Raw genomic sequence first — 24583 nt, forward strand, 5'->3', positions numbered from 1 at the left:
CCAAAGCAAAATGGCCCGCTCAACGCGGGCCTTAAGAAGCTCAGCTCTCCAAAATCGCGACCGCTCGCGTCCAACCTGCCGAGGCTCGTTCGATCTTCACGGGGAAGCATGACACCTTGAAGCCGGTTGACGGCAGCAGTTCGAGATTGTGCAGCTTCTCCAGATGGCAATAGCCGATATGGCGGCCGGCCTTGTGACCTTCCCAGATCAGGCTTGCGTCCCTCGTCTCGGCGTATTTTTTCGCGGTATGAACGAACGGCGCGTCCCAGCTCCAGCCGTCGATGCCGGTCAGGCGCACACCGCGCTCGAGCAGGTACATGGTTGCTTCATAGCCCATGCCGCAGCCCGACGTGACGTAGTCCTGCCGGCCATATTTGGCGCCGGCGCTGGTGTTGACCACGACGATCTCGAGCGGCTTCAGCTCATGGCCGATGCGCTTGAGCTCGGCCTCGACGTCCTTGGCCGTTGCGACATAGCCGTCCGGCAAGTGCCGGAAGTCGAGCTTCACGCCGGGCTGGAAGCACCATTCCAGCGGCACCTCGTCGATGGTCCAGGAACGCTCGCCGCGATTCATAGTCGGGTGAAAATGCCAGGGTGCGTCGAGATGCGTTCCGTTGTGGGTCGAGAGACTGACCTGTTCCACCGCCCAGCCCTGCCCGTCCGGCAGATCCTCGGCCTTCAACCCGTCGAAGAACTGCAGCATGCGCGGCAGGCCCTGCTGGTGGTTGATGTACTGAATCGTCGGATGATTGCCAGGCGGGTCGGCCGGCACGTCGTTCTGGAGGGGGACGGAAATGTCGATCAGCTTGCTCGTCATGGCGCTTCCTCGTTGATTGTTCTCGTTGGCGGCGGTCAGGCGTCCCTTCAGACTTCTTGCCGCTCGACGCGGTTCTTCAAAATGCCGATCTTCTCGACCTCGAGCTCGATCGTATCGCCATGCTCGAGAAACCATCCGAGCTCGAGGCCGCAGCCATTGCCGACCGTGCCGGAGCCGATGAATTCGCCGGGCATCAGCGTCTCGTCCTGGGTGACGTGGGCGATGATCTCCTCGAAGGAGAACAGCATGCCCTCGCTGACGCCTTGCGAGCGGGTCTCGCCGTTGACGCGCGCTTCCATCTTCAAACGATAGGGATCGCCGATCTCGTCCGGCGTCACGATCCAGGGACCCATCACGTTGCCGCCGTCGAAGCTCTTGCCCTTGGCCGGGCCGAGTCGTCCTTCCATCTCGATGCGCTGTGCGTCGCGCGCGGAGAAATCGTTGAAGATGGTGTAGCCGAAGATGTGATCCTTCGCCTTCGCGGCGGAGATGTTCGCGCCCTTGTTCTTGGTGATGATCCCGAATTCGAGCTCGTAGTCCATGACCTTGCTGTAGCGCGGCCATTTCACCGTGGTGTTGGTGCCGCGGACGCTGAAGCGGTTGGTGATGTAGAAGATCGGCTGCTTGCGATAGACCTCGGGCAGCTCGCCGAGCGGCTCGGCGTCGATGCGCGCCAATTCCGCCATGTCGCCCTTGGCGCGCGCGGCGAGCTTTCGCTGCCCGCGCGGCGCTTGCAGGATGTGCAGGGCAAACGACATGCCGTCGCGCATCTGCCGCGGCTCCGGCACCGGCGCGAGGATGTCGACGGCGCTGACCGCCGCCGACAGCGTGGCGTCCTGGCCCTGCTTGTCGAGCAGGGCACGGGCCCGATCGAGTGCGCCGGGCCCGGCATCAATCAGCGCCAGCATCGAGCCGAAGGCCGGATCGGCCTGGCCGTCCCGCGCGGCGGCGGCGGCGAGGTCGAACAGCTGGCTGTCATTGGCGTGGACGGCGCCGATCTTCTCCTGACCGGCAGATCTGAATGTTGCGAGCTTCACCTTGGGCACCCCTTGCTATCGTTTCAAATATATGATCAGATAAAATATCGATAAACAAGCATGAAAAATACAAATTAGGGAGAGCGTGGTGAGGCGAACGCAGATAGGGGCGATGTTGGCGGGTCTCGCGCTCGGAGTTGGGGTGTCTGTTGCCTTGACGGCGCCAGCGCTGGCGCAGGCCAAGATCCAGATCGGCTGCACCGCGACCTCCGACTGCGCATCGGCCATGGTCGCGGTTGACGAAGGCATCTTCAAGAAGCACGGGCTGGACGTCGAGATGACGCCGATCGCGATCAACTCCAACATCCCGGCGGCAATCCTGTCGAACTCGATTCAGGTCGGCGGCCCCACCTCCACCGTCTTCCTCCAGGCCGTCGACGGCGGCCTCGACCTCGTCGCGATCGCCGGCGCCTCGGTCATGAACACGATCTCGAACACCGCGATCGCCGCCTTCGTCCGCAACGGCCTCACCATCAAGGAGCCGAAGGATTTCGTCGGCAAGAAGGTCGGCGCGCCCGGCCTGAACGCCTTCCTCCACGTGCTGTTCGTGAAATGGCTGGTGGAGAAAGGCGTCGATCCCAAGAGCGTCAATTTCGTCGAAGTCACGTTCCCGACCATGGCCGACATCATCAAGTCCGGCGGCGTCGATGCCGTGCTCACGGCCGAGCCGTTCGTCACACGCATGACCAATGCGGGATTAGGCTCAGTCGGCGCGCGGTACGGCGCCGAGCTCGGCCGCACCGATCCGATCATCTTCTACGCCGCGTCGCGAGACTGGGCGGAGAAGAACGCTGCGACCGTGAAGAAATTCCGCGAGGCCATCGCGGAGGCCGCCCCAATCGTCAACAACGATCGCGAGAAGGCCTCCGCCTCGATCGCCAGGTTCACCAAGCAGCCGCTCGAGCTCGTCAAGGCGACGCCGCCGAACCAGTCCGAGCCGAACCTCAAGCCGGAAAACCTAAGCTGGTGGATCGACGTGATGTCGTCGCAAAAGATGCTGCAATCGAAGCTCGTCACCGCGAAACTGGTGCTGAACTAAAGGACATTGGCGATGCCTGCTCCCGAACGCGCTCTCGACCGTGCTCCGGCGGAAGCCGGAACGTTGAGCGAGCGCGCCGCAACCCTCATCGAGCAGGACATCCTGGCCGGACATCTCGCACCGGGATCGCGGCTCGGCATCGTCGATCTCGTGCAGCGCTACGAGATCGGCGCGACGCCCCTGCGCGAAGGCCTGTCGCGGCTGATGTCACGCGGCCTGATCGTCGGCATCGGCCAGCGCGGCTTTCGCGTCGCAGAGGTCAGCCGCGAGGATCTCGCTGACATCACTTGCATGCGGACGGCGGTCGAGATCGAGGCCGTCAGGCTCGCCATTCTCCATGGCGATGTCGCCTGGGAGGCTGGCATCGTCAGCGCGCTGCATCAGATGCGCCGGCATATCGAGCGCACCGGCAACGAATTCCGCGAAGGCGCGGCCGATTTCGACCGGCTCCACAAGGGCTTTCACACCGCGCTGCTCGCCGCCTGCGGCTCACAGCGCATGCTGGCGGCCCATTCCGACCTCTACGACCAGGCCTATCGCTACCGCCGCGTGATGATGGGTGCGATCGACAGCGGCGAAGGGTTTATCCGGAGTCACCAGATGCTCGCCGACCATGTGCTTGCCCGTGACCTGGCCGCCGCGCAAAAAATGCTGGCGGCGCATCTGCACTCGACCATCGATTTCGTCTATCCGCAGGCGAGCGGGGAGCAATCATGAGTGTCGTTGCCATGCTCGACGAAGCGCGCGCCGCGCGGCGGCAAAAAACGCTGATCGCGTTCAACGCCGCGACGCTGCGGCTCGGCGGCAAGACCATCATCGAGAATCTCGATCTGGAGGTGCGGCCGGGCGAATTCCTCTGCATCGTCGGCGCCTCAGGCTGTGGCAAGACCACGGCGCTGCGGCTCGCCGCGGGCCTCTATCGCCCCACAAGCGGCGCCGTCACCTTCGACGGCGAGCCGATCACCGAGCCGCGCCGCGAGGTCGCGATCGTGTTCCAGGATTATGGCAAGGCGCTGTTGCCGTGGCGGACCGCAGCCGGAAACATCTCGCTAGCGCTGGAAGCCTCTCGTGTGCCGGCGCGCGAGCGCGGCGCGCGCATCGAGGCGCTGCTGCGCAAGGTCGGCTTGCCCGGCCATGCCGACAAATATCCGACCGAAATGTCGGGGGGCATGCAGCAGCGCCTGCAGATCGCGCGCTGTCTTGCGCAGGAGCCGACGACGCTGCTGATGGACGAGCCGTTCGGCGCGCTCGACGCGATGACGCGCCAGGGCTTGCAGGACGAGGTCCTGTCGCTGACGCACGCGAGCCAGACGACCGTGATCTTCGTGACCCACGATCTCGACGAGGCGATCTATCTCGGCGACCGCGTCGTCGGCCTGCTGCCGCATCCGGGCCGGATCGGGATCGAGCTCGATGTCGACCTGCCGCGTCCGCGCGACCAGCTCGCCACCCGCGAGCATCCGGAATTCCTGCGGCTGCGCCGGCAATTGTTCGACTTCATCAAGGCGACCGAACATTGAGCCTCGACCGCGCCAGGCCCTTGCTGTTGCCGCTGGCGCTCATGCTGGCGTTCGAGCTGTGGGCGCGCCTCACCCATCTGCAAAGCGACAGCCTGGCCCCGCCGAGCGCGATCCTCGCGGCGCTGGCCGCTGCGCTTGCCGACCTCTCAATTCCGATCGCGACCCGCGACACGCTGTTCGCCGCCTTTGCGGGCCTCGCGATCGGCAGCGCCATCGGGCTTTTACTCGGCATCGCCTTCGGCATCTCGCGTCCCCTTGACCGGCTGATGGAGGTGACGGTCGAGGCGATCCGTCCGATTCCGTCGATCGCGCTGCTGCCGATTGCGCTGATCGCGCTCGGCTTCGGCTACCGGATGGAGATCGTGATCGTGGCGTTCGCCTGCGTCTGGCCGATGCTGATCCTGACGCGCAGCGCGGTGCGCAGTATCGAGCCGCGATTGATGGAGGTGTCGCGGGCCCTGCGGCTGAGCGCGCCGCAGCGGATCGCGAAGATCGTGATCCCGGCCGCACTGCCGCGGATCTTCGTCGCCTTCCGCCTGTCGGCCGGCATTGCTCTGATCGTCGCCGTCACCGTCGAGATCGCGATCAATCCGATCGGGCTCGGCGCCGGCATCATGCTGGCGCAGCAGGCGCTGCGCGCCGACCTGATGCTCGCTTATCTGCTTTGGATCGGCGTGATCGGCTACGCACTGAACATCCTGTTGATTGCGGCCCAGCGCCGCCTGTTCGGCCGCGCCGCGCTCGCCGGAGACAATCCATGAACCGCGCTGCGATCCTCTGGCGCGTCGCAAGCATCCTCGTCGCGGCCGGCTTCATCGCGGCGTGGCAGCTCGCCGCCAATCTGCGGCTGGTCTCGCCGGTGTTCCTGCCCGGTCCGGACCGCGCCTGGGCCGCCCTGGTGCGAGGCTTTTCAAGCGGCGATCTCTCGGGCAAGCTGATCGGCACGCTCGAGCACATGGCCTATGGCTGGCTCGCCGCATCGATCGCCGGCATTGCGCTCGGCGCGCTGATCGGATCGTCGAAGATGATGCGCGCCTATGTCGCGCCGTCGCTGGAATTTTTGCGGCCCCTGCCGGTCTCGGCGATCATCCCGGTTGCGATCGCCATGCTCGGGCTGACGCGAGGCATGGCGCTGTTCGTGATCGCCTTCGGCGCGATCTGGCCGATCATGCTTGCGACCATTCACGGCTTTGCCGCGGTCGAGCCGCGGCTCTATGAGGTCGCCCGCTCGCTGCAAATGTCGCGCGCCGCAATCATCGGCAAGATCGCCCTGCCCTCGGCATTGCCTGATATCCTCGCCGGCATGCGCCTCAGCCTGACGGTTGCGCTGATTCTCTCCGTGGTCTGCGAAATCCTGGCCGGACTCGACGGCCTTGGTCAGTGGGTCCTGCTCTCGGCACGCGCGTTCCGATCCGCCGACCTCTTCGCCGGCGTCATCCTGCTCGGTGCGACCGGATATTTGACGTCGATTGCGATGTCGCTCGTCGAGCAGCGACTGCTCGCCTGGCAGACTGCGGCCCGGTAGCGGTGATCACATCGCCAGATACAAAAATGGCCCGCATCATGCGGGCCATCTTCGTATCGGAACCGGTGAAGTCCGAATTTGGTTGCGGGGATAGGATTTGAACCTATGACCTTCAGGTTATGAGCCTGACGAGCTACCGGGCTGCTCCACCCCGCGTTAAACCGTTGCGCGCCTTCGTCAAAATGCCGGGGACGATGAGGTAAGGCCGACGCTGTTCGCGTGGCTTGCTTCTTCCGTCCCAAAGGCTTCCTTGGAAGGCAACCCCGGGGCAAAGCCCGTCGGGTGCGGGGGGTATGTACCAACCCGGGCTGCCTTTGGAAAGGGCTGCGAGGACGTTTTTTTCGACTTTATGACAGGTGGATGGACCGGATTCCGGCCCGCCAGCCGCGCCCTTGCCAGAAGTTCCACAAAGGGCCAGCTTGCGGCAACAAAACCAAGGGCGAAACGCCATTTTGGGGAGGAACACCATGGGCCAGATCAGGGATCAGATCTTCGACCGATCTTTGGACCGATCCCCGACGGGCGCCTCGCTTCGCGGCCTCGAAGACGCCTTCCACACCATGGTCGCGCGGTCGCGGGCGGAGCCGGCCGCCGATCTGGCCGGGCGGCTCGACCGGCTGGCGCGGCTGCGCGCCGTCGTCGCGGACAATGAAGAGCGCTTCCGGCAGGCGATCTCGGCCGATTTCGGCCACCGCTCGGCGGTCGAGACCACCATCGCCGAGACCATGATGGTCTACAGCGAGATCCGGCATGCCACAAAGCACCTGAAGAGCTGGATGGCGCCGCAGCGCGTCGCCACCGCGCTGCAATTCCTGCCCGCGCGCAACCGGCTGATCCCGCAGCCGCTCGGCGTCGTCGGCATCATCGCGCCCTGGAATTATCCGCTCCAGCTCACGCTCGCGCCGGCGATCGGCGCGCTCGCCGCCGGCAACCATGTCATCATCAAGCCGAGCGAGCTGGTCCCGCACTTCTCGGCGCTGCTGAAGGAGACGGTCGCCGCAAGGTTCGATGCGACCGAACTGCTCGTCACCGGCGTCGAGGACGAGATCGCCAAGGCCTTTGCGAGCCTGCCGTTCGATCATCTGGTGTTCACCGGCTCGACCCGGGTCGGGCGGCTGGTCGCGGAGGCCGCGGGGCGGAATCTCACGCCTGTCACGCTCGAGCTCGGCGGCAAGTCGCCGGCGATCATCGATCAATCCGCCGATCTCGAGGAGGCGGCCGAGCGCATCGCCTACGGCAAGCTGCTCAATGCCGGGCAAACCTGCATCGCGCCGGATTACGTGCTGGTGCCGGAGCACTCGTTGCAGGCCTTCGCCGAAAAGGTGCGCGCGCAGATGCGGCGCATGTTCGGCACCGATCCCGCCAACAAGGACTACACCTCCGTCATCTCCGACCGGCACTACGCGCGGCTCGAAGGTCTCGTCGCGGATGCCGTAGAGCGCGGCGCAAAGATCCTGCAGCCGGCAAAGCCTGATGATCCCAACTGGAAGGCACACCGCAAATTCCCGCCGACGCTGATCCTCGGTGCCGGCGAAGACATGGCGGTGATGCAGGAGGAGATCTTTGGCCCGGTGCTGCCCGTGCTGGGCTACCGCGAGCCGGCGGATGCCATCGCCTTCGTCAACCGCCGCGACCGGCCGCTCGCGCTGTACTGGTTCGGCAAGGACCGCGACGCGCGCGACGCGGTGCTGTCGCGCACCGTCTCCGGCGGCGTCACCGTCAACGACTGCCTGTTCCACTTCGCGCAAATCAACCAGCCGATGGGCGGCGTCGGCGCATCCGGCACCGGCGCCTATCACGGCGAATGGGGCTTCAGGACGTTCAGCAAGCTGAAGCCGGTGTTCTACCGCTCGAAATTCAACCGCCTCGCCGACCTCTACCCGCCCTATGGCGGCAAGATCGCGCGGCTGGAGAAGTTGATGCGGTTCATGTCGTAGGGGAAAGTCGTTTCGGGGCGCGAAGCGAACCCGGAACCGCGAGATTCCGGGCTCGATGCTTCGCATCGCCCCGGAATGACAATAAAGGGGGAAACAACATTGACTGAGACATTCGATTTCGTCGTCGTGGGCGCGGGCTCCGGCGGCTGCACCGTTGCGGGGCGGCTGTCGGAGGATGCGGCGACATCCGTGGCGCTGCTCGATGCGGGCGGACGGAACGACAGTTGGCGGATCACCACGCCATTCGGGCTCGCTTTGCCATACCGCGCGGCCAACTGGGCGTTCGATACTGTGCCGCAGAAGGGATTGAACGGCCGCATCGGCTATCAACCGCGCGGCAAGGGGCTCGGCGGCTCTTCGGCGATCAACGCGATGGTCTACATCCGCGGCAACAAATGGGACTACGACCACTGGGCCGCGCTCGGCAATTCCGGCTGGTCGTATGCGGATGTGCTGCCCTACTTCAAGCGCTCGGAGAACAACGCCGATTTCGACGGCGAATATCACGGCAAGGGCGGCCCGCTGTATGTCAACAAGCTACGCTCGGACAATCCGATCCATGACGTCTTCCATCAGGCCGCGCGCGAAGCGCAGTTCCGCATCCGCGAGGACTTCAATGCCGAGGACCACGAAGGGCTCGGCAGCTATCAGGTGACGCAGCACGGTGGCGAGCGCTGGAGCGCGGCGCGCGCCTATGTGGATCCCCACATGGGCAAGCGAGCGAATCTGCGCGTCGAGACGCAGGCGCATGCCACGCGCATCTTGTTCGAAGGCAGGCGCGCAGTGGGCGTCGAGTACCGGCAGGGCAAGGAGCTGAAGCAGCTGCGCGCCCGCCGCGAGGTGATCCTCGCCGGCGGCGCCTTCCAGTCACCGCAATTGCTGATGCTGTCGGGTATCGGCGACGGCGATGCGCTTGCCGCGCACGGCATCGGCGTCGTGCATCACCTGCCGGGCGTCGGGCGCAATCTGCAGGACCATCCGGATTTCGTGTTCGTCTACGCCTCCGACTATCCGCACTTCGTTCACGCCTCACTCGGCCGGCTGCCATCCCTGCTGCGCGCGATCCAGCGGTACCGCCGCGAGCGACGCGGCCTGATGACCACCAATTTCGCCGAGTGTGGCGGCTTCCTGAAGACGCAGGCCCACCTCGACGTGCCCGACATTCAACTGCACTTCATCATCGCGATGCTCGACGACCACGGCCGCAAGAAGCATAAGGAAGCGGGCTTCTCATGCCATGTCTGCCTGCTCAGACCGAAGAGCCGCGGCAGCGTCTGGCTGAAGAGCGCCGATCCGCTCGCTGCACCCATGATCGATCCGAACTTTTTGGGCGAGGCGGAGGATCTCGAGACGATGGTCGCGGGCTTCAAGACCACGCGACGGCTGATGGAGACGCCTGCGATGCGCGCGTTGCAGAAAAAGGACATGTTCACGTCCGATGTGAGAACGGACGACGACATTCGCGCCATCCTGCGCAATCGCGTCGACACCGTTTATCACCCCGTCGGCACCTGCAAGATGGGCACGGACGCGATGGCGGTGGTCGATCCGCAGTTGAAGGTACACGGCGTCGAGGCCTTGCGCGTCGTCGATGCCTCGATCATGCCGACGCTGATCGGCGGCAATACCAACGCGCCGACGATCATGATCGGGGAGAAGGCAGCGGATATGATCCGGGGGGAGATGCGGGCGAGGTAGCGCGACGCTATCGCGTCATTCTCCGCCGTCGTCCCGGCCTAGTGCGCAATTGCGCACGGGGGGCCGGGACCCATACCCCAGGGAGAAGTTGCTGCGCGAGCTGGTAACTCCGAGTCTTCGCCAAATTCCTCCCTGGGGTTATGGGTCCCGGGCTCGCGCTACGCGCGCCCCGGGACGACAGCGGGGCTCAATTCAGCAAGAACCCACCGTCGACAGTGATGACGCTCCCCGTCATGTAGCGCGAGGCCTTCGAGGCCAGCAGCAGGATTGCGCCGTCGAGATCGGACTCGGCGCCGACACGGCGCTGGGGGATGCGTTTTGCCAAACGCTCGCCCGCCGGGGTCGACCAGAAGGCGTGGTTCATCTCGGTGTCGATATAGCCGGGCGCCAGCGCGTTGATGCGGATGTTCTGCCCCGCGAGCTCCAGCGCCATCGATTTCGTCGCCTGGATGATGCCGGCCTTGGAGATCGCGTAGGGTGACACCGCCTTCAAGACGCCGGTGCCGAGCACGGAGGCGATGTTGACGATGTTGCCGTCCTGCTTGCGCGCGATCATGCGCCGCGCGACTTCGGTCGCGAGGAAATAGGCGCCCTTGAGATTGGCGCCGATCACGGCGTCCCAATCGGATTCGGTCTGCTCGGTCGCGAGCTTCTCGATGGCGATGCCGGCATTGTTGATCAGCACTGTGATCGGACCGAGTGCGGCTTCCGTGGCATCCACAGTCTTGGCGATCGATGACATGTCGGTGACGTCGAGCGCGACGGCGGCGGCGCGGCCGCCGTTGCCGCGGATCTCCTGTTCCAGATTCTTCAACTTGTCGGTCTGCCGTGCCGCGAGCGCGACGGCCGCGCCATGCGCCGCCAGCACCCGGGCAAACTGCCGCCCCAGCCCCTGGCTCGCGCCGGTGACGAGGATGGTTTCTTTACTGACGTCGAATAGGCCTGACATGACGATGTCCTTGGGCGTAACCCCTGAGCTTCTGGAGCCAAAAGTACAGACGATTTTAGCGATCTGAAACCGGAATGATTGGTTCGGCGTTCATTCGTTCCACCGAAGCAGGGCCTTCCTCATGAACAGTTTCGATCTCGCCGTCTATGCGGCGCTCGCCATCGCCATCGGCTTCGGATTCAGGACTGGCCTGCTGCGCAGCGCCATGACCATCCTCGCCTATCTGCTCGCCGCACCCATCGCGGTCGCACTGATGCCGCTGATCGTGCCGCAGGTCGCGAGCAATCCGAACGCGCCGCTGCTGCAAAACTGGATCTGGTTCTTCGGCATCTTCGTGGTCGTCGGCATGCTGCTTGGGTATATCGGCCGCCTGGCGCTGAACGACACGATACGCGAAGCCGGGATCGGCGACCGCCTCGGCGGCGCCGCGCTCGGCGCCGTCAGGGTCGGCCTCGTCGCCACCACGCTGGTGCTGGTGTTCGACCAGATCGTGCCGGCCAATCGCCAGCCGCCCTTCCTCGCCGGCTCGCATCTGCGGCCGCTGTTCTCGACGGTCGGGCAGATGGGCTTCAAGACATTGCCGCCGGAGGCCGCCGCCGCGATCGACCGCCTGAAGCAGGAGCGGCGGATCTAGAGCGCGATGAAATCGCGCTCCAGCTCATTTGTTTGAGCATGATCTCCGCGCAGACGCGTTCCGCGTTTGTCGCGAGGGAAAACCGCTACACACTTTTCGCTAACGCGCCCTTCGGGTCCGGATCATGCCTGCGCATTTGCATCGCCGCGCCGCGCGCCATGCATTTTGGTGCGAGCCCGTCCCTTACCAGCGGCGCCACAGTTGGCTAGAGTGCCGCCCGTCCAAAACCTGCCTGACATTACGGGAGTGAAACTGTGGATCTTGGGATCAAAGGTCGCCGCGCCATCGTCTGCGCATCCAGCAAGGGCCTCGGCCGCGCCTGCGCCGTCTCGCTGGCGGAAGCCGGCGTTGACGTCACGCTGACCGCGCGCGGCGCCGAAGCCCTGAAGAAGACGGCCGACGACATCCGCAAAGCCTATCCGGGTGTGAAGGTCACCGAGATCGTCGGCGACATCACGACGCCGGCGGGCCGCGAGGCGGTGCTGAAGGCCTGCCCGGAGCCCGACATCCTGATCAACAATGCCGGCGGCCCGCCGCCCGGCGATTTCCGCAACTGGACCCGCGACGACTGGATCAAGGCGATCGACGCCAACATGCTGACCCCGATCGAGCTGATCAAGGCGACCGTCGACGGCATGATGGCGCGCAAGTTCGGCCGCATCGTCAACATCACCTCGGCCGCGGTGAAGGCGCCGATCGACATCCTCGGCCTCTCCAACGGCGCGCGCGCCGGCCTCACCGGCTTCATCGCCGGCCTGTCGCGCAAGACCGTGATCAACAACGTCACCATCAACGGCCTGCTGCCGGGCCCGTTCGAGACCGATCGCCTGACCGGCACCGCCAAGGCCGAGGCCGACAAGCGCGGTACAACGCCCGAGCAGATCCTGACCGAGCGCGCCAAGCTCAACCCCGCCGGCCGCTTCGGCCAGCCCGACGAGTTCGGCTATGCCTGCGCCTTCCTCTGCGGCGCCAAAGCCGGCTTCATCACCGGGCAGAATATTCTGCTCGACGGCGGCGCGTTCCCGGGCACGCTTTGAGGGCGGTCTGGTACGAACAGACGGGGCCGGCCGTCGACGTCCTCACCTACGGTGAGATGCCGGCGCCGGTCGCGGGCCCAGGCGAGGTGCGCATTCGCCTGGAAGCCTCCGGCGTGAACGCGGCCGATGTCGGCCGGCGCGGCGGCGGCTATCGCGCGATGGAATACGAGCGCGTCATTCCGAACAGCGACGGCGCGGGGTTTGTCGACCAGGTCGGCGACGACGTGACGCGCTTTAAGCTCGGCGACCGCGTCTGGCTGTTCAACGGCCAGCGCAACGGCCGCGCGTTCGGCACGGCGGCGGAATATATCGCGCTCGCCGAGCAGTTGGTGACGCCGCTGCCGGATAACCTCTCTTTCGCGGAGGGCGCAACGCTCGGCATCCCCGCGATGACTGCATGGTGCGGCCTGTTTGCGGACGGGCCGATCGTCGGCAAGACCGTGCTCGTCACCGGCGGTGCCGGCGCGGTCGGCCACTATGCTGTGCAGCTCGCCAAATGGGGTGGCGCGCAGGTGATCGCGACCGTCAGCTCGGCGATGAAGGCCGAGCAGGCGCGGCGTGCGGGCGCCGATCTCGTGGTCAATTACAGGGACGAAGACGTCGTTGCCAAGGCGATGGCCTTCACCGGCGGACGCGGCGTGGACCGCGTGGTGGACGTCGATTTCGGCGGCAACATCGCCACCACCTTGAAGTTGATGGCGCTGAATTCGACCATTGCGGTCTATGCCACCAACGGCAACCGCACGCCGGTTGTCCCGATGCGCGAGCTGATGGAAAAGTGCATCGTGCTGCGCACGCTGGTGCTGTTCGCACTGCCGCCGGTGCTGCTCGCGGCGGCGCAGGCCGACATCACGAAATGGCTGGCGGCGGGGCCGCGGCTACACACTATCGCGGCGCAGTTTGCGTTATCCGACACGGCGCAGGCGCATCTCGCCGTCGAGAAGGGCGACAAGCTCGGTACCGTGATCGTCGACTGCGCACGGTGAGAGCTGAGTTGGTCCGTTGAAGCTTCCACAGCGTCATGGCCGGGCTCGTCCCGGCCATCCACGTCTTGCTCACGGCACGAAGAACATGGATGCCCGGGACAAGCCCGGGCATGACGACCTCGTGTAGATCTTCAGCTCTAGGATACCGGCGTGGTCCGCTCGTCGGTCCAGTCGATGCCCAGCTCGTCCATGCCGTCGGCCAACAGATCGCCCAGCATCGGCTCGCCCAGTAGATATTGCACAGCTTCGCGCCGGGGCGCCTTGTATTCGGCGCGGGCCTCGGCGGCGCGGGCGCGCAGGTCGTCCCACTCGTCGACGGAGCCGTCGCCGCGGCCGAGCCACATCAGCGTCACGAGGTCGAGCTGCTCGTCCTCGTTCAGCGCCCCGATGAAGCCGATCAACTCGCTTGCGACCGGATCGGACGTCGTGTCTTCCAGCACGTCGATCTCGTCATCGTCGGAGGGGTTCGAGCCCGAGTCCGGATCGGATGCAGCTTCCTTGACGTCGAATTCGCGGGCCTTCTCGATGATGAAAGCGACCTTCTCGGCGGAAATTGCAAGCTCTGGCATCGTCTTTCCCTCCGGCTTGTCCTGTGTTCTAGCGATAACGCGGCGCGCCATCAGATGATCCATTGCGCTTCATGGCGGAAACCCGCATGTTTCCGCGCCAAAGCGTCCTCTCTCGTCATTCCGGGGCGCGACGTAGTCGCGAACCCGGAATCTCACGCAACGATCTCGAGATTCCAGGTTCGATGCTTGCGCATCGCCCCGGAATGACAGCGAGGCGCAAAGCAAGAACATGGGGACACGCCGGATGTCGTGGAAGGTGGGCAAGGTCAGGATTACGAAGCTCGTCGAGATGGAGACAGTCGGCTCGACCCGCTTCATCCTGCCGGCCGCGACCAACGATGAAATCCGGAAGCTGCCCTGGCTGATCCCGCATTTCGCCACCGACGAGGGCCGGCTGAAAATGTCGATCCACGCGCTGGTGGTGGAGACGCCGACGCGCCGCATCGTGGTCGACACCGGTCTCGGCAACGACAAGCAGGGCCGCGGCGTCCCGGTCTGGAATAACCGCAGCACGCCGTTTCTGGAGACCATGACGGCAGCGGGATTTGCCCCTGACAGCATCGACACCGTGCTGTGCACGCATCTTCATGTCGACCATGTCGGCTGGAATACGAAACTGGTCGACGGCAAATGGGTGCCGACCTTCCCGGAGGCGCGCTATGTGTTCGGCAGGACCGAATATGAGTATTGGCGCGACCATTCGACCGAACCGGACAAGATCGCGGTGTTCGACGATTCCGTGAAACCGGTCGTCGATGCGGGCCAGGCCGAGCTGATCCCGAACGACCACCGGCTGTCCGACGAGATCAGCGTGATCCCGACCCCCGGCCACAGCCCCGGTCACATGAGCGTCCTGATCGAGTCCGGCGGTGAACAGGGGCTGCTCACCGGCGACGTCGCCCATCATCCCTGCCAGATGGCGCATCTCGACTGGTGCTCGGTCGTCGATACCGATCCCGCTCAATCGGCGGCGACCCGGCACAAGGTGTTCTCGCGCTTTGCCGACACCCCGACGCTGGTGATCGGCGGGCATTACTCGGCCGGACACATCATGCGGGACGGGGACGCGTTCAGGCTCGTGGCGCTGGGGTGAGATGCAATCGTAGGGTGGGTTAGCCGAAGGCGTAACCCACCACGGTCTATCCCCTCGGAAACAGAAGAGGTGGGTTACGCCCGGACTGCGCTTCGCGCAGCCACGTGCTAACCCACCCTACGAGCGAGGGGCTGCAATGCGCCCCGCTTTGAGCGGTTGAATTTCCCGCCGCCCTGTTCCATGAAGCTGTTTAACCGATCGGTCCATCTCCAGGGAGAAACGAGAATGAAGCTTGTTCGTTATGGCGAAAAGGGTGCGGAAAAACCCGGCCTGATCGACAAATCCGGCCAGTTGCGCGACCTGTCGGCGCATGTGAAGGACCTGACCGGCGAGGCCTATTCGCCGGAAAGCCTGAAGAAGCTCGCCGCCCTCGACCCCGCCGCGCTGCCCGCCGTCTCCGGCAAGCCGCGGTTCGGCGCGCCGGTCACCGGCATCTCGAAATTCGTCGCCATCGGCCTCAACTACAGCGACCACGCCAAGGAAACGGGAGCAGCGATTCCGACCGAGCCGATCATCTTCATGAAGGCGAACACCTCGCTGTCCGGCCCGAACGACGCGGTCGAGAAGCCGCGCGGCTCGACCAAGCTCGACTGGGAGGTCGAGATCGCCGCGATCATCGGCACCCGCGCCAAGTACGTCTCGGAAGCCGATGCGCTGAACTACGTGGCCGGCTATTGCGTCTGCAACGACGTCTCCGAGCGCAACTTCCAGACCGAGCGCCTGGGACAGTGGACCAAGGGCAAGTCGCACGACACGTTTGGCCCGGTCGGCCCGTGGCTCGCCACCAGGGACGAGATCAAGGACGTGCAGAACCTGTCGATGTGGCTCGACGTCAACGGTCAGCGTCGCCAGACCGGCTCGACCACGACCATGATATTCTCCATGGCCAAGTGCATCTCCTACGTCTCGCAGTTCATGACGCTGCTGCCGGGCGACATCATCACCACGGGCACCCCGCCCGGCGTCGGCCTCGGCATGAAGCCGCCGACCTTCCTCAATGTCGGCGACGTCGTGACGCTCGGCATCGAGGGCCTCGGCGAGCAGCGGCAGGAGATTATTGCGGCGTAAGCCTCCGCCCTCTCCCCGTCATTGCGAGGAGCGAAGCGACGAAGCAATCCAGACTATTTCCCCGGAGACAGACTGGATTGCTTCGCTTCGCTCGCAATGACGAAAACCAATTGCCGGTCACCGCGTAGGATATTTCCGATGAAACTCTCCTTCTCCGCCGCATCGCCCTTCGCCCGCAAGGTGCGCATCGCCGCGATCGAGCTTGGGCTGATCGACAAGATCGAGCTGACGCCCGCAACCGTCGCGCCGGGCACGGCCAACGAGGACTACTCGCGCATCACGCCGCTGAAGAAGCTGCCGGTGCTGATCACCAATGACGGCGACGTGATCCTGGATTCCTACGTCATCGTCGAATATCTCAACGAGTTGGCCGGCGGCAGCCTGATCCCGGATTACGGCCCGCGGCGCTGGAAGGCCAAGACCAATCACTCGCTGATCAACGGCATGCTCGATTCCATGCTGCTGTGCCGCTACGAGAAGATGGTGCGGCCGCAAGGCCTGCAATGGCAGGCGTGGTCGGACGACCATTGGAACCGGGCCTGGACCGGCATGGCGCGCTTCGAGAACATGCCCGATGTCCTGAACGGTCCGTTCGACATCTCGCAGATCGGCCTCGTCTGCGTGCTCGGCTATGCCGATTTCCGCTTCGCCGATTGCGGCTGGCGCAAGGCCTATCCGAAGCTCGACGCCTTCCACCAGAAGATGCTGGAGCGGCCCTCGGTGAAGATCTCGGTGCCGCCCGCGGCGTAGCACGTGGCCGGCGGGGAGAAGGACGATGCGCGACCGCTTCCCCCACCTCGGCATTCTCGGCGCGAGCCTCGTGCTCGCGTTGACCGTCTCAGCCACTTCCGTGCAGGCCGACGGCATGGCGCCTGGACAACAAAACCTCGCCTGCGGATCGCCATCGTCGATCGACGACGGCTGGTCCACTGCGTCACCCGACAGTGTCGGCATGGACGGCGCGCAGCTCTGCGGCATCGCCGCGAGGCTCGAGCAGCGGGCGACCAAGGTCCATTCGGTCGTCGTCGCACGCCACGGCAAGCTCGTCTTCGAGCAGTATTTTCCGGGCTACGACCAACCCTGGGGACAGCCGGACGGCCAGCACGAGTTCACCGCGACGACGAAGCACGACATGCGTTCGGCTTCGAAGAGCGTCGTTTCGCTGCTCGTCGGCATCGCGATCGATCGCAGGTTGATCGCAGGGGTCGACGAGCCCGTGCTCAAATTCTTCCCGGACCATCAGACGGTGAAGCAGGCGGGCTGGGAGGCCATCACGCTGCGCCATCTGCTGACGATGTCCTCGGGGATGAAGTGGGACGAGGCGCGGGCCTGGACCGATCCGAGCAACGACGAGCCGCATCTCACCTTTGAAGCCGATCCGATCGGCTATGTGCTCGCAAAGCCGGTCGCCGCGCCGCCGGATGCGCTGTGGACCTACAATGGCGGCGGGACTGAGCTGCTCGGCAACATCCTCGAACGCGTCTCGGGCAAGCCGCTGGAGGCATTCGCGCGCGAGGTGCTGTTCCAGCCGCTTGGGATCACCGATGTCGAGTGGAAGGCCTACAAGAACGGCAAGATCGCGGCGGCCGCGGGCCTGCGCTTGCGACCGCGCGATGCGGCGAAGATCGGCCAGCTCGTGCTCAATCGCGGCCAGTGGAACGGCCAGCAGATCGTCTCGGCCGACTGGATCGCACAATCGATCACGCCGCGCTTCCAGGCGATCGGCAATTTCGGCAGCACGCTGTTCTACGGCTATCAATGGTGGATGGGCCGCTCGCTGGCCGGCGACAAGGAAGTCAAATGGGTTGCCGCCTTCGGCTGGGGCGGCCAGCGCATCTTCATCGTGCGCGAGCTTGATCTCGTCATGATGACGACCGCCGCGCAATACGGCCAGCCCAAGGAAGGCTTGGCCGCGATCGACATCCTCTCCAATATCGTCATTCCATCCGTGCGCGACGCGCACTGATCACGAGGGAAGCGAGCATGAGCCTGAAGTTTTCAGTCGGCGATCTCACCATCCATCGCGTCATCGAGCAGGAAACCTCGTTCGTCCCGGCGCTCGAGATGCTGCCGGGACTGACACCCGAGGTGCTGGCCGAGAACCGGACATGGATGCGGCAGGCCAAGGCGCTGGATGAGCAGGATGTGCTGCTGCTGTGCTTCCAGTCCTATGTGGTGAAGACACCGCACCACACCATCCTGATCGACAGCTGCATCGGCAACGACAAGCCGCGGCCGCAGCGGCCGAAATGGAACATGAAGACCGACGACACCTATCTGCGCGCACTGGGCGCTGCCGGATTCTCGCCTGACGACATCGACTTCGTGATGTGCACGCATCTCCACGTCGATCACGTCGGCTGGAACACGCGGCTCGAGAACGGCCGCTGGGTGCCGACCTTCCCCAAGGCCCGCTACGTCTTCGCCAAGCAGGAGTTCGACCGTTGGTCGGCTCAGAACGCGAAGACGGAGATCCCGCCCTTCGTGGACAGTGTGCTGCCGGTGGTCGAGGCGAACCGCCACGAGCTCGTCGGCAACGACCACCAGATCGGCGATCACGTCCGCATCCTGCCGACGCCCGGTCACACGCCGGGGCATGTTGCGTTTACGATGGGCCGCGGCAAGGACGACGCCGTATTTTCCGGCGATCTCATGCATTCGCCGCTGCAGACGCTCTATCCGGAGCTGTCGATCAAGTTCGACGTCGATCCGGCCGCGGCCGCAACGACGCGCCGCAGCTTCCTGGAACGCTATTGCGACACCGACGCGCTTTGCTGCACGGCGCATTTCCCCTCCCCGTCGGTCGGGAAGATCAGGCGCAAGGGCAACGCGTTCGTCTGCGCGGCGGTTTAACGAGATGCCGTAGGGTGGGTTAGCTCTGCGGCTGCGCAAAGCGCAGTCGCTGAGCGTAACCCACCTCTTTAAGTTCTGCAGAGACAGAAGTGGTGGGTTACGCCTTCGGCTAACCCACCCTACGATTCCACCCAAGTGGAGGAAACGATGACAGCGCTCCCCGACGTCCCCCTGCCCGCCGGCATCCGCTCGCGCTATGTCGACGGCATCAACGGCTTGCGCATGCATGTGCTGGAGGCCGGCTTCGAGACCAAGGGCCGCCCCTGCATCCTGCTGCTGCACGGCTTTCCGGAGCTTGCCTTCTCCTGGCGCAAGGTGATGCCGGCGCTCGCCGCCGCCGGCTATCACGTGATCGCGCCGGACCAGCGCGGCTATGGCCGCACCACCGGATGGACCGGGGATTACGACGGCGACCTCGCGCCATTCCGTCTGTTCAACCTGGTGCGCGACGCGCTGGGTCTGGTGTCGGCGTTCGGCTACAGGCAGGTCGATCTGGTCGGGCATGATTTCGGCAGCCCGGTCGCATCCTGGTGCGCGCTGATCCGGCCCGACATATTCCGCTCGGTCGTGATGATGAGCGCGCCGTTCGGCGGACCACCGCCGCTGCCGTTTGGCACGGTCGATGCGCCGGCGCAGGCGCCGGCCGAAGATCCTGTGCATCGCGAGCTCGCGGCCCTGCCACGTCCGCGAATCCACTATCAATGGTACTATTCGACGCGCACCGCCAACGCCGACATGCATCACGCACAACAGGGCGTGCATGATTTCCTGCGCGCCTATTACCATCACAAGAGCGCGGACTGGACCGACAACAAGCCCTATCCGCTCAAATCGTGGTCGGCAGGTGAGCTGGCAAAGCTGCCGACCTATTATGTGATGGATCTGAACGAGACCATGGCGGAGACGGTCGCCAAGGAGATGCCTTCGCCGGCAGCGATCGCCGCCAATCAATGGCTGCCGGACAACGACCTCGCCTATTACAGCTCCGAATATGGCCGCACCGGCTTCCAGGGCGGGCTGCAATGGTATCGCTGCGGCACCTCGGCCGCTTTCAACAACGAGTTGCAGCTGTTTGCGGGCCGCAGCATCGACGTTCCCTCTTGCTTCATCTCGGGCAAACAGGATTGGGGCACCTATCAGCGCCCCGGCGTGTTTGAGGCGATGCAGAAGAGCGCGTGCACCAAGATGCTCGGCTGTCATCTCGTCGACGGAGCCGGCCATTGGGTGCAGCAGGAGCAGCCGGCCGAGGTGAGCCGCTTGCTGCTCGACTTCCTTGCCAAGACTTACTGAATAAGGCCCGCGCCGGTTGATTTGACCCGGGAACCACGGCGGCCTATATAGTTTAGAATAATTCTAAACTAGTGGGACAGGGCCGTCGTGAAGAATTTTGCCGATCTGACCGAGCGCGAGGTGCTTGCGGTCGCGATCTCCTCCGAGGAGGAGGACAGCCGCATCTACATGACCTTCGCCGAGGATCTGAGGGAGCGTTACCCGGACTCGGCCAAGATCTTCGAGCAGATGGCCGAGGAGGAGCGCGGACATCGTCACATGCTGCTGGAAATGTACGAGCAGCGTTTCGGTCCGCACCTGCCTCCCATCCGCCGCGAGGATGTCAAAGGCTTCCTGCGCCGCCGCCCGGTCTGGCTCACCAAGAACCTGTCGCTCGACACCATCCGCAGGGAAGTCGAGACCATGGAATTGCAGGCCGAGCGCTTTTACGTGAAGGCCGCCGAACAGGCGCAGGATGTCGGCGTACGCCGTTTGCTCGGCGATCTCGCCGAAGCCGAGAAAGGCCACGAAGAGATGGCCGCAAAGCTGGCGGACCAGATCCTCAGTCCCGATGTGCGCGCGGAGGAAGATCGCACCAACCGCCGCATGTTCGTGCTGCAATATGTGCAGCCCGGCCTTGCCGGCCTGATGGACGGATCGGTCTCGACGCTGGCGCCGCTGTTTGCCGCCGCGTTTGCCACCCACCAGAACTGGCAGACGTTTCTGGTGGGCCTCGCCGCCTCGATCGGGGCCGGCATCAGCATGGGATTTGCGGAAGCGCTGTCCGACGACGGCTCGCTGACGGGGCGCGGCTCGCCGTGGCTGCGCGGTCTCACCTGCGGCCTGATGACGACGCTCGGCGGGCTTGGTCATACCGCGCCCTATCTGGTGCCCGACAGCTGGGCCAATGCATTCTGGATCGCAACGGCCATCGCCGGAGTCGTCGTGTTCTTCGAGCTATGGGCGATCGCCTTCATCCGCTCGCGCTACATGGACACGCCGTTCCTCCAGGCCGTGTTCCAGATCGTGCTCGGAGGCGCGATCGTGCTGGCGGTGGGGATATTGATCGGAGCGGCATAACGACCTCACACTCGCTGTCATCGCCCGCCTTGTGCGCACTTGCGCACTGGGGCGGGCGATCCAGTACGCCGCAGCGGATATGGCGAGAGCGAGCTCTCAAACGCGGGCCTCTGGAGTACTGGATCGCCCGGTCAAGCCGGGCGATGACACTGACTTTTTGGCACTGCCCGACGAGCCTCATCCACATATCAATCGCGATCAAACAACGGTTGCGGCGTTCGGCCAAACTGCGCATCATCCTCCAACAACCAGAGCGGGAGAAGCGCCGTGGCCAAATCCGAATGGAGTTTCAAGAGCGCGGTCGAGCTGTCGGCGGCATTGACCACGAAGAAGGTCTCCGCGGTCGAGCTCACGCGGGACGCGATCGACCGCATCGAACGGCACGACGGCAAGATCAACGCGGTCTGCGTGCGCGATTTCGATCGCGCACTCGTTGCGGCGCGCGAGGCGGACGCCGGATTGGCGCGCGGCGAGCGCAAGCCGCTGCTCGGCCTGCCCTTGACGATCAAGGAATCCTTCAACATCGCCGGCCTGCCGACGACCTGGGGCTTCGTTCCGCAGAAGGATTTCAAGCCTGTCGAAGACGCGCTACCGGTGGTACGCATCAAGCAGGCCGGCGGCGTGATCCTCGGCAAGACCAACGTCCCGGTAGGCCTCGGCGACTGGCAGAGCTACAACGACATCTACGGCACCACGAACAACCCCTATGATCTCGGCCGCACGCCGGGTGGATCGTCCGGGGGATCTTCGGCAGCCCTCGCCGCGGGCTATTGCGTGCTCGCCACCGGCTCCGACATCGGCGGCTCCCTGCGTGTGCCGGCATTTCATTGCGGCATCTTCGCTCACAAGCCGACCATCAATCTCTGCGCAGCGCGCGGCGAGACTCCGCCGCCGTTTCCGGCCATTCCGCGCGAAGGCGACCTCGCCGTCATCGGTCCGATGGCGCGCACGGCAGCGGATCTTTCCTTGCTGCTCGACGTCATGGCCGGACCGGATCCGCTCGATGCCGGCGTCGCCTACAGACTCGATTTGCCTGCTGCGCGGCATCAGGCGCTGCGCGATTTTCGCGTCCTGGTGATCGAGAGCCATCCGCTGCTGCCGACTGACCGGGACGTGCGCGGCGCGATCGACAAGCTCGCCACCGACCTCACGAAAGCCGGCGTGACCGTCGCGCGCGAGAGCACGCTGCTTCCGGACTTCGCGGAAACGTCGCGGCTTTACATGCGCATGCTGCTGAGCTTCCTCGGCGCGTTCTTCCTGCCCGACGAGCTGGCGGATGCGCAAGCCCGAGCGAGTCAACTGTCGCCGGAGGACCGGAGCCTCGGCGCGGAGCGACTGCGCGGCATTACTGCAAGCCACCGCGCCTGGGTGTTCGACGCCGGCGCCCGCGCCGGCCTGCGCGCGCAATGGCGCGCGCTGTTCAAGACCTTCGACGCGGTGATCTGCCCGATCATGCCGACGCCGGCCTTTCCGCATGATCATTTGCCGGAGCAACGCCTGCGAAGAATCGACATCGACGGCACGGACTATCCTTATTCCGACCAGCTCGCATGGCCGGGCATTGCGACGCTTCCGGGCCTGCCGGCAACGGCCGTTCCGCTCGGTCTGTCGAAGGGCGGCCTGCCGGTCGGCGTCCAGATCGTCGGCCCCTTCCTCGAGGATCGCACGCCCTTGAAGCTCGCCGAGCTGATCGAGCGCGAATTCGGCGGCTTCACACCGCCGCCATTGTTCGATGATTAGTCCTGTCGTCAACGACCACAGGGAAGAGGACGTCATGAGCCAGGACATGCAAGAGCTCACCGCGCTCAACCGCGACTACGTCGCCTCCGTGCAGAACTGCGACGTCAAGCGGTTCGACCAGATCCTGGCGCCGGAGTTCTATTGCTCCAATCCCGACAAGACATTGGTCGACCGCGCCGCTTTCCTGGAACAGACGGCGCGGCCAATCGCGATCCGGAACCTCAGGGAGCACGACGTCATCATCCGCATCATGGGCGACTTCGCCATCATCCACGCCGCGACAAGCTACACCACGGGAGACGGCCAGCAGGCGACGGGCCGCTACACCGATTGCTGGTCGAAGAAGAACGGCAAATGGCTCGCGGTGTCGGCCCACGTGTCGCGGTGAGGCGGGGTTTCCTGTAGCCCGGATGGAGCGAAGCGAAATCCGGGACGGCCGATCCGCGACAAAGATCCCGGATTGCGCTTCGCTCCATCCGGGCTACGGACTGTCATGCCCCGCGAAGGCGGGGCATCCAGTACTCCGCGGCAGCAGTTCGTTCATTCAACTCCCGCCGCGGAGTACTGGATCGCCCGGTCAAGCCGGGCGATGACACCTGTTTCGGGGCGCCGCCGGTGCTAGCTATCAAACACGATCACGCTTCGCAGCGTCTTGCCCGCCTTCATGTTGGCAAAGCCCTCGTTGATTTCCGACAGCTTCAGCTTGGCCGAGATCCAGTCCTCCAGGTGCAGCCGGCCACGCAGGAAGAAATCGACCAGGCGCGGCATGTCGACGCGGAAATGGTTCGAGCCCATCGAAGAGCCCTGGATCTTGCGTTCGCGCAGGAAGTCGAAGCCGTGCAGCTCGATCTTCTGGCCGAACGGGATCATGCCGACGATGGTGGCGGTGCCGCCGGAGGCGAGCATGCCAAACGCCTGCTCCGCGGTTTCCTTGCGGCCGAGCACCTCGAAGGAATGATGCACGCCGCCATTGGTGAGATCGCGGACCTGCTTCACGACGTCGCCGTCGACGGGGTTGATGATGTCGGTCGCGCCCAGCTTGGTCGCGAGCTGGAGCTTGGCCGGGTTGGTGTCGATGGCGATGATGCGGCCGGCGCCCGCGATCTGCGCCCCGTTGATCGCGGCCATGCCGACGCCGCCGCAGCCGATCACCGCCACGGTCTCGCCGGCTGTCACTTTCGCCGTGTTCACCACCGCGCCATAGCCGGTGATGACGCCGCAGCCGATCAGCGCGGCGAGATCGAGCGGCATCTCCTTCCGGATTTTGACGATCGCGTTCTCGTGCACCAGCATCTGCTCGGCGAAGGACGAGAGATTGAGGAACTGATGCAGCTTCTCGGAGCGCGACCATTGCATGCGGTCGGAGACGCCCGGCAGCAGCTTCACCGTGGTATCGGTGCAGAGCACGGTACGGCCGGTGGTGCAATTGTCGCAGGTGCCGCAGAACACCGACAGGCAGGTGACGACGTGGTCGCCCGGCTTCACGTAGGTGACGTCGGAGCCGACCTGCTCGACCACGCCGGCGGATTCGTGCCCGAGCACCGCGGGCAGCGGATGTGGATAGAGGCCTTCCATGAAGTGCAGGTCGGAATGGCAGAGGCCGGCGACCGATGTGCGGATCAAAACCTCGCGCGGGCCCGGCTTCGGCAGGCTGACATCCTCGATGACCAGCGGCTTGTTGACTTCATAGAGGACGGCGGCCTTCATCGAGCACTCCCTGTCGCTTTTTTAT

24 protein-coding genes and 1 tRNA gene are annotated in these 24583 nt (G+C 64.8%); 19 read left to right on the top strand and 6 right to left on the bottom strand.

Going from position 1 to position 24583, the window contains the following annotated elements; all coding sequences use genetic code 11:
* Positions 1-40 precede the first annotated feature (40 nt).
* Both XI08_RS37175 and XI08_RS37180 read right to left on the bottom strand, forming a co-directional pair.
* Positions 41-817, bottom strand: coding sequence for a cyclase family protein (locus tag XI08_RS37175; RefSeq protein WP_135175554.1), 777 nt, complete (start codon positions 815-817; stop codon positions 41-43).
* Positions 818-864: 47 nt separating this feature from the next.
* Complete coding sequence (locus XI08_RS37180) at positions 865-1854, bottom strand: fumarylacetoacetate hydrolase family protein (protein WP_027543379.1); 990 nt, start codon at positions 1852-1854, stop codon at positions 865-867.
* Between the two features lie 112 nt (positions 1855-1966).
* On the opposite strand from XI08_RS37180, the gene XI08_RS37185 reads away from it, so the two are divergent.
* From XI08_RS37185 to XI08_RS37205, 5 genes are read left to right on the top strand one after another with little or no spacing between them, the layout of a single operon-like run.
* Positions 1967-2893, top strand: a complete 927-nt coding sequence (locus XI08_RS37185; RefSeq protein ID WP_333929075.1) for an ABC transporter substrate-binding protein — start codon at positions 1967-1969, stop codon at positions 2891-2893.
* A gap of 12 nt (positions 2894-2905) precedes the next feature.
* The gene (locus tag XI08_RS37190; RefSeq protein WP_027543381.1) at positions 2906-3610 is read left to right on the top strand and encodes a GntR family transcriptional regulator; all 705 of its coding nucleotides are present in this window, start codon (positions 2906-2908) and stop codon (positions 3608-3610) included.
* Entirely contained in the window at positions 3607-4413 is an 807-nt protein-coding gene (locus tag XI08_RS37195) for an ABC transporter ATP-binding protein (protein ID WP_271578222.1), read from the top strand. Before XI08_RS37190 ends, XI08_RS37195 begins: the two co-directional genes overlap by 4 nt.
* Entirely contained in the window at positions 4410-5174 is a 765-nt protein-coding gene (locus XI08_RS37200) for an ABC transporter permease (RefSeq protein ID WP_271578223.1), read from the top strand. Before XI08_RS37195 ends, XI08_RS37200 begins: the two co-directional genes overlap by 4 nt.
* Positions 5171-5938, top strand: coding sequence for an ABC transporter permease (locus XI08_RS37205; RefSeq protein ID WP_271578224.1), 768 nt, complete (start codon positions 5171-5173; stop codon positions 5936-5938). The genes XI08_RS37200 and XI08_RS37205 overlap by 4 nt, the downstream gene beginning before the upstream one ends.
* A 79-nt stretch (positions 5939-6017) precedes the next feature.
* Here the strand turns inward: XI08_RS37205 and XI08_RS37210 are convergent.
* Positions 6018-6094: transfer RNA gene (locus tag XI08_RS37210), tRNA-Met, on the bottom strand.
* A 311-nt stretch (positions 6095-6405) separates the two neighbouring features.
* On the opposite strand from XI08_RS37210, the gene XI08_RS37215 reads away from it, so the two are divergent.
* Together XI08_RS37215 and XI08_RS37220 are read left to right on the top strand one after the other, a co-directional pair.
* The gene (locus XI08_RS37215; RefSeq protein ID WP_271578225.1) at positions 6406-7875 is read left to right on the top strand and encodes a coniferyl aldehyde dehydrogenase; all 1470 of its coding nucleotides are present in this window, start codon (positions 6406-6408) and stop codon (positions 7873-7875) included.
* A 99-nt stretch (positions 7876-7974) separates the two neighbouring features.
* Positions 7975-9573 (top strand): GMC family oxidoreductase, encoded by a 1599-nt coding sequence (locus XI08_RS37220; RefSeq protein WP_271578226.1) that lies wholly within the window; start codon positions 7975-7977, stop codon positions 9571-9573.
* Between the two features lie 187 nt (positions 9574-9760).
* Here the strand turns inward: XI08_RS37220 and XI08_RS37225 are convergent, their stop codons facing one another.
* Positions 9761-10522, bottom strand: coding sequence for an SDR family oxidoreductase (locus tag XI08_RS37225; protein ID WP_271578227.1), 762 nt, complete (start codon positions 10520-10522; stop codon positions 9761-9763).
* Positions 10523-10643: 121 nt separating this feature from the next.
* Here XI08_RS37225 and XI08_RS37230 point away from each other — a divergent pair, with 121 nt between their 5' ends.
* From XI08_RS37230 to XI08_RS37240, 3 genes are all read left to right on the top strand, one after another.
* Positions 10644-11156 carry a CvpA family protein gene (locus XI08_RS37230; RefSeq protein ID WP_271578228.1) on the top strand — a complete coding sequence of 171 codons (513 nt, stop codon included), beginning with the start codon at positions 10644-10646 and terminating at the stop codon, positions 11154-11156.
* Positions 11157-11410: 254 nt separating this feature from the next.
* Positions 11411-12193: an SDR family oxidoreductase gene (locus tag XI08_RS37235; protein ID WP_027543389.1), complete on the top strand. Its 783-nt coding sequence runs from the start codon at positions 11411-11413 to the stop codon at positions 12191-12193.
* The gene (locus XI08_RS37240; RefSeq protein WP_271578229.1) at positions 12190-13179 is read left to right on the top strand and encodes an NADPH:quinone reductase; all 990 of its coding nucleotides are present in this window, start codon (positions 12190-12192) and stop codon (positions 13177-13179) included. The genes XI08_RS37235 and XI08_RS37240 overlap by 4 nt, the downstream gene beginning before the upstream one ends.
* Positions 13180-13316: 137 nt before the next feature.
* Here XI08_RS37240 and XI08_RS37245 read toward each other — a convergent pair whose 3' ends face one another.
* Entirely contained in the window at positions 13317-13748 is a 432-nt protein-coding gene (locus XI08_RS37245; RefSeq protein WP_027543391.1) for a DUF3775 domain-containing protein, read from the bottom strand.
* A gap of 244 nt (positions 13749-13992) precedes the next feature.
* Here XI08_RS37245 and XI08_RS37250 point away from each other — a divergent pair, with 244 nt between their 5' ends.
* The 9 genes from XI08_RS37250 (at position 13993) to XI08_RS37290 (ending at position 23239) form a co-directional block, all read left to right on the top strand.
* Entirely contained in the window at positions 13993-14841 is an 849-nt protein-coding gene (locus tag XI08_RS37250) for an MBL fold metallo-hydrolase (RefSeq protein WP_271578230.1), read from the top strand.
* Between the two features lie 225 nt (positions 14842-15066).
* Positions 15067-15909 (top strand): fumarylacetoacetate hydrolase family protein, encoded by an 843-nt coding sequence (locus tag XI08_RS37255; protein WP_027543393.1) that lies wholly within the window; start codon positions 15067-15069, stop codon positions 15907-15909.
* Between the two features lie 138 nt (positions 15910-16047).
* The gene (locus XI08_RS37260; protein WP_271578231.1) at positions 16048-16659 is read left to right on the top strand and encodes a glutathione S-transferase family protein; all 612 of its coding nucleotides are present in this window, start codon (positions 16048-16050) and stop codon (positions 16657-16659) included.
* Between the two features lie 25 nt (positions 16660-16684).
* The gene (locus XI08_RS37265) at positions 16685-17875 is read left to right on the top strand and encodes a serine hydrolase domain-containing protein (RefSeq protein ID WP_271578232.1); all 1191 of its coding nucleotides are present in this window, start codon (positions 16685-16687) and stop codon (positions 17873-17875) included.
* Positions 17876-17892: 17 nt separating this feature from the next.
* Entirely contained in the window at positions 17893-18762 is an 870-nt protein-coding gene (locus tag XI08_RS37270) for an MBL fold metallo-hydrolase (RefSeq protein WP_271578233.1), read from the top strand.
* Between the two features lie 147 nt (positions 18763-18909).
* Positions 18910-20052 (top strand): alpha/beta hydrolase, encoded by a 1143-nt coding sequence (locus XI08_RS37275; protein ID WP_271578234.1) that lies wholly within the window; start codon positions 18910-18912, stop codon positions 20050-20052.
* An 87-nt stretch (positions 20053-20139) separates the two neighbouring features.
* Complete coding sequence (mbfA, locus tag XI08_RS37280; RefSeq protein WP_271578235.1) at positions 20140-21111, top strand: iron exporter MbfA; 972 nt, start codon at positions 20140-20142, stop codon at positions 21109-21111.
* Between the two features lie 267 nt (positions 21112-21378).
* On the top strand, positions 21379-22851 hold the full coding sequence (locus XI08_RS37285) for an amidase (RefSeq protein WP_271578236.1): 1473 nt from the start codon (positions 21379-21381) through the stop codon (positions 22849-22851).
* A 34-nt stretch (positions 22852-22885) separates the two neighbouring features.
* The gene (locus tag XI08_RS37290; RefSeq protein ID WP_271578237.1) at positions 22886-23239 is read left to right on the top strand and encodes a nuclear transport factor 2 family protein; all 354 of its coding nucleotides are present in this window, start codon (positions 22886-22888) and stop codon (positions 23237-23239) included.
* Positions 23240-23469: 230 nt separating this feature from the next.
* On the opposite strand, the gene XI08_RS37295 is transcribed toward XI08_RS37290, so the two are convergent.
* Complete coding sequence (locus XI08_RS37295) at positions 23470-24558, bottom strand: Zn-dependent alcohol dehydrogenase (RefSeq protein WP_271578238.1); 1089 nt, start codon at positions 24556-24558, stop codon at positions 23470-23472.
* Between the last annotated feature and the right edge of the window lie 25 nt (positions 24559-24583).

This window comes from Bradyrhizobium sp. CCBAU 11361, from assembly GCF_028128935.1.
Classification (GTDB): domain Bacteria; phylum Pseudomonadota; class Alphaproteobacteria; order Rhizobiales; family Xanthobacteraceae; genus Bradyrhizobium; species Bradyrhizobium niftali.

Coding starts and splice junctions, on each gene's coding strand:
- XI08_RS37175 (WP_135175554.1), bottom strand. CDS start 817: ATGACGAGCAAGCTGATCGACATTTCCGTCCCCCTCCAGAACGACGTG.
- XI08_RS37185 (WP_333929075.1), top strand. CDS start 1,967: ATGTTGGCGGGTCTCGCGCTCGGAGTTGGGGTGTCTGTTGCCTTGACG.
- XI08_RS37190 (WP_027543381.1), top strand. CDS start 2,906: ATGCCTGCTCCCGAACGCGCTCTCGACCGTGCTCCGGCGGAAGCCGGA.
- XI08_RS37195 (WP_271578222.1), top strand. CDS start 3,607: ATGAGTGTCGTTGCCATGCTCGACGAAGCGCGCGCCGCGCGGCGGCAA.
- XI08_RS37205 (WP_271578224.1), top strand. CDS start 5,171: ATGAACCGCGCTGCGATCCTCTGGCGCGTCGCAAGCATCCTCGTCGCG.
- XI08_RS37215 (WP_271578225.1), top strand. CDS start 6,406: ATGGGCCAGATCAGGGATCAGATCTTCGACCGATCTTTGGACCGATCC.
- XI08_RS37225 (WP_271578227.1), bottom strand. CDS start 10,522: ATGTCAGGCCTATTCGACGTCAGTAAAGAAACCATCCTCGTCACCGGC.
- XI08_RS37230 (WP_271578228.1), top strand. CDS start 10,644: ATGAACAGTTTCGATCTCGCCGTCTATGCGGCGCTCGCCATCGCCATC.
- XI08_RS37245 (WP_027543391.1), bottom strand. CDS start 13,748: ATGCCAGAGCTTGCAATTTCCGCCGAGAAGGTCGCTTTCATCATCGAG.
- XI08_RS37250 (WP_271578230.1), top strand. CDS start 13,993: ATGTCGTGGAAGGTGGGCAAGGTCAGGATTACGAAGCTCGTCGAGATG.
- XI08_RS37255 (WP_027543393.1), top strand. CDS start 15,067: ATGAAGCTTGTTCGTTATGGCGAAAAGGGTGCGGAAAAACCCGGCCTG.
- XI08_RS37260 (WP_271578231.1), top strand. CDS start 16,048: ATGAAACTCTCCTTCTCCGCCGCATCGCCCTTCGCCCGCAAGGTGCGC.
- XI08_RS37265 (WP_271578232.1), top strand. CDS start 16,685: ATGCGCGACCGCTTCCCCCACCTCGGCATTCTCGGCGCGAGCCTCGTG.
- XI08_RS37270 (WP_271578233.1), top strand. CDS start 17,893: ATGAGCCTGAAGTTTTCAGTCGGCGATCTCACCATCCATCGCGTCATC.
- XI08_RS37275 (WP_271578234.1), top strand. CDS start 18,910: ATGACAGCGCTCCCCGACGTCCCCCTGCCCGCCGGCATCCGCTCGCGC.
- XI08_RS37290 (WP_271578237.1), top strand. CDS start 22,886: ATGAGCCAGGACATGCAAGAGCTCACCGCGCTCAACCGCGACTACGTC.
- XI08_RS37295 (WP_271578238.1), bottom strand. CDS start 24,558: ATGAAGGCCGCCGTCCTCTATGAAGTCAACAAGCCGCTGGTCATCGAG.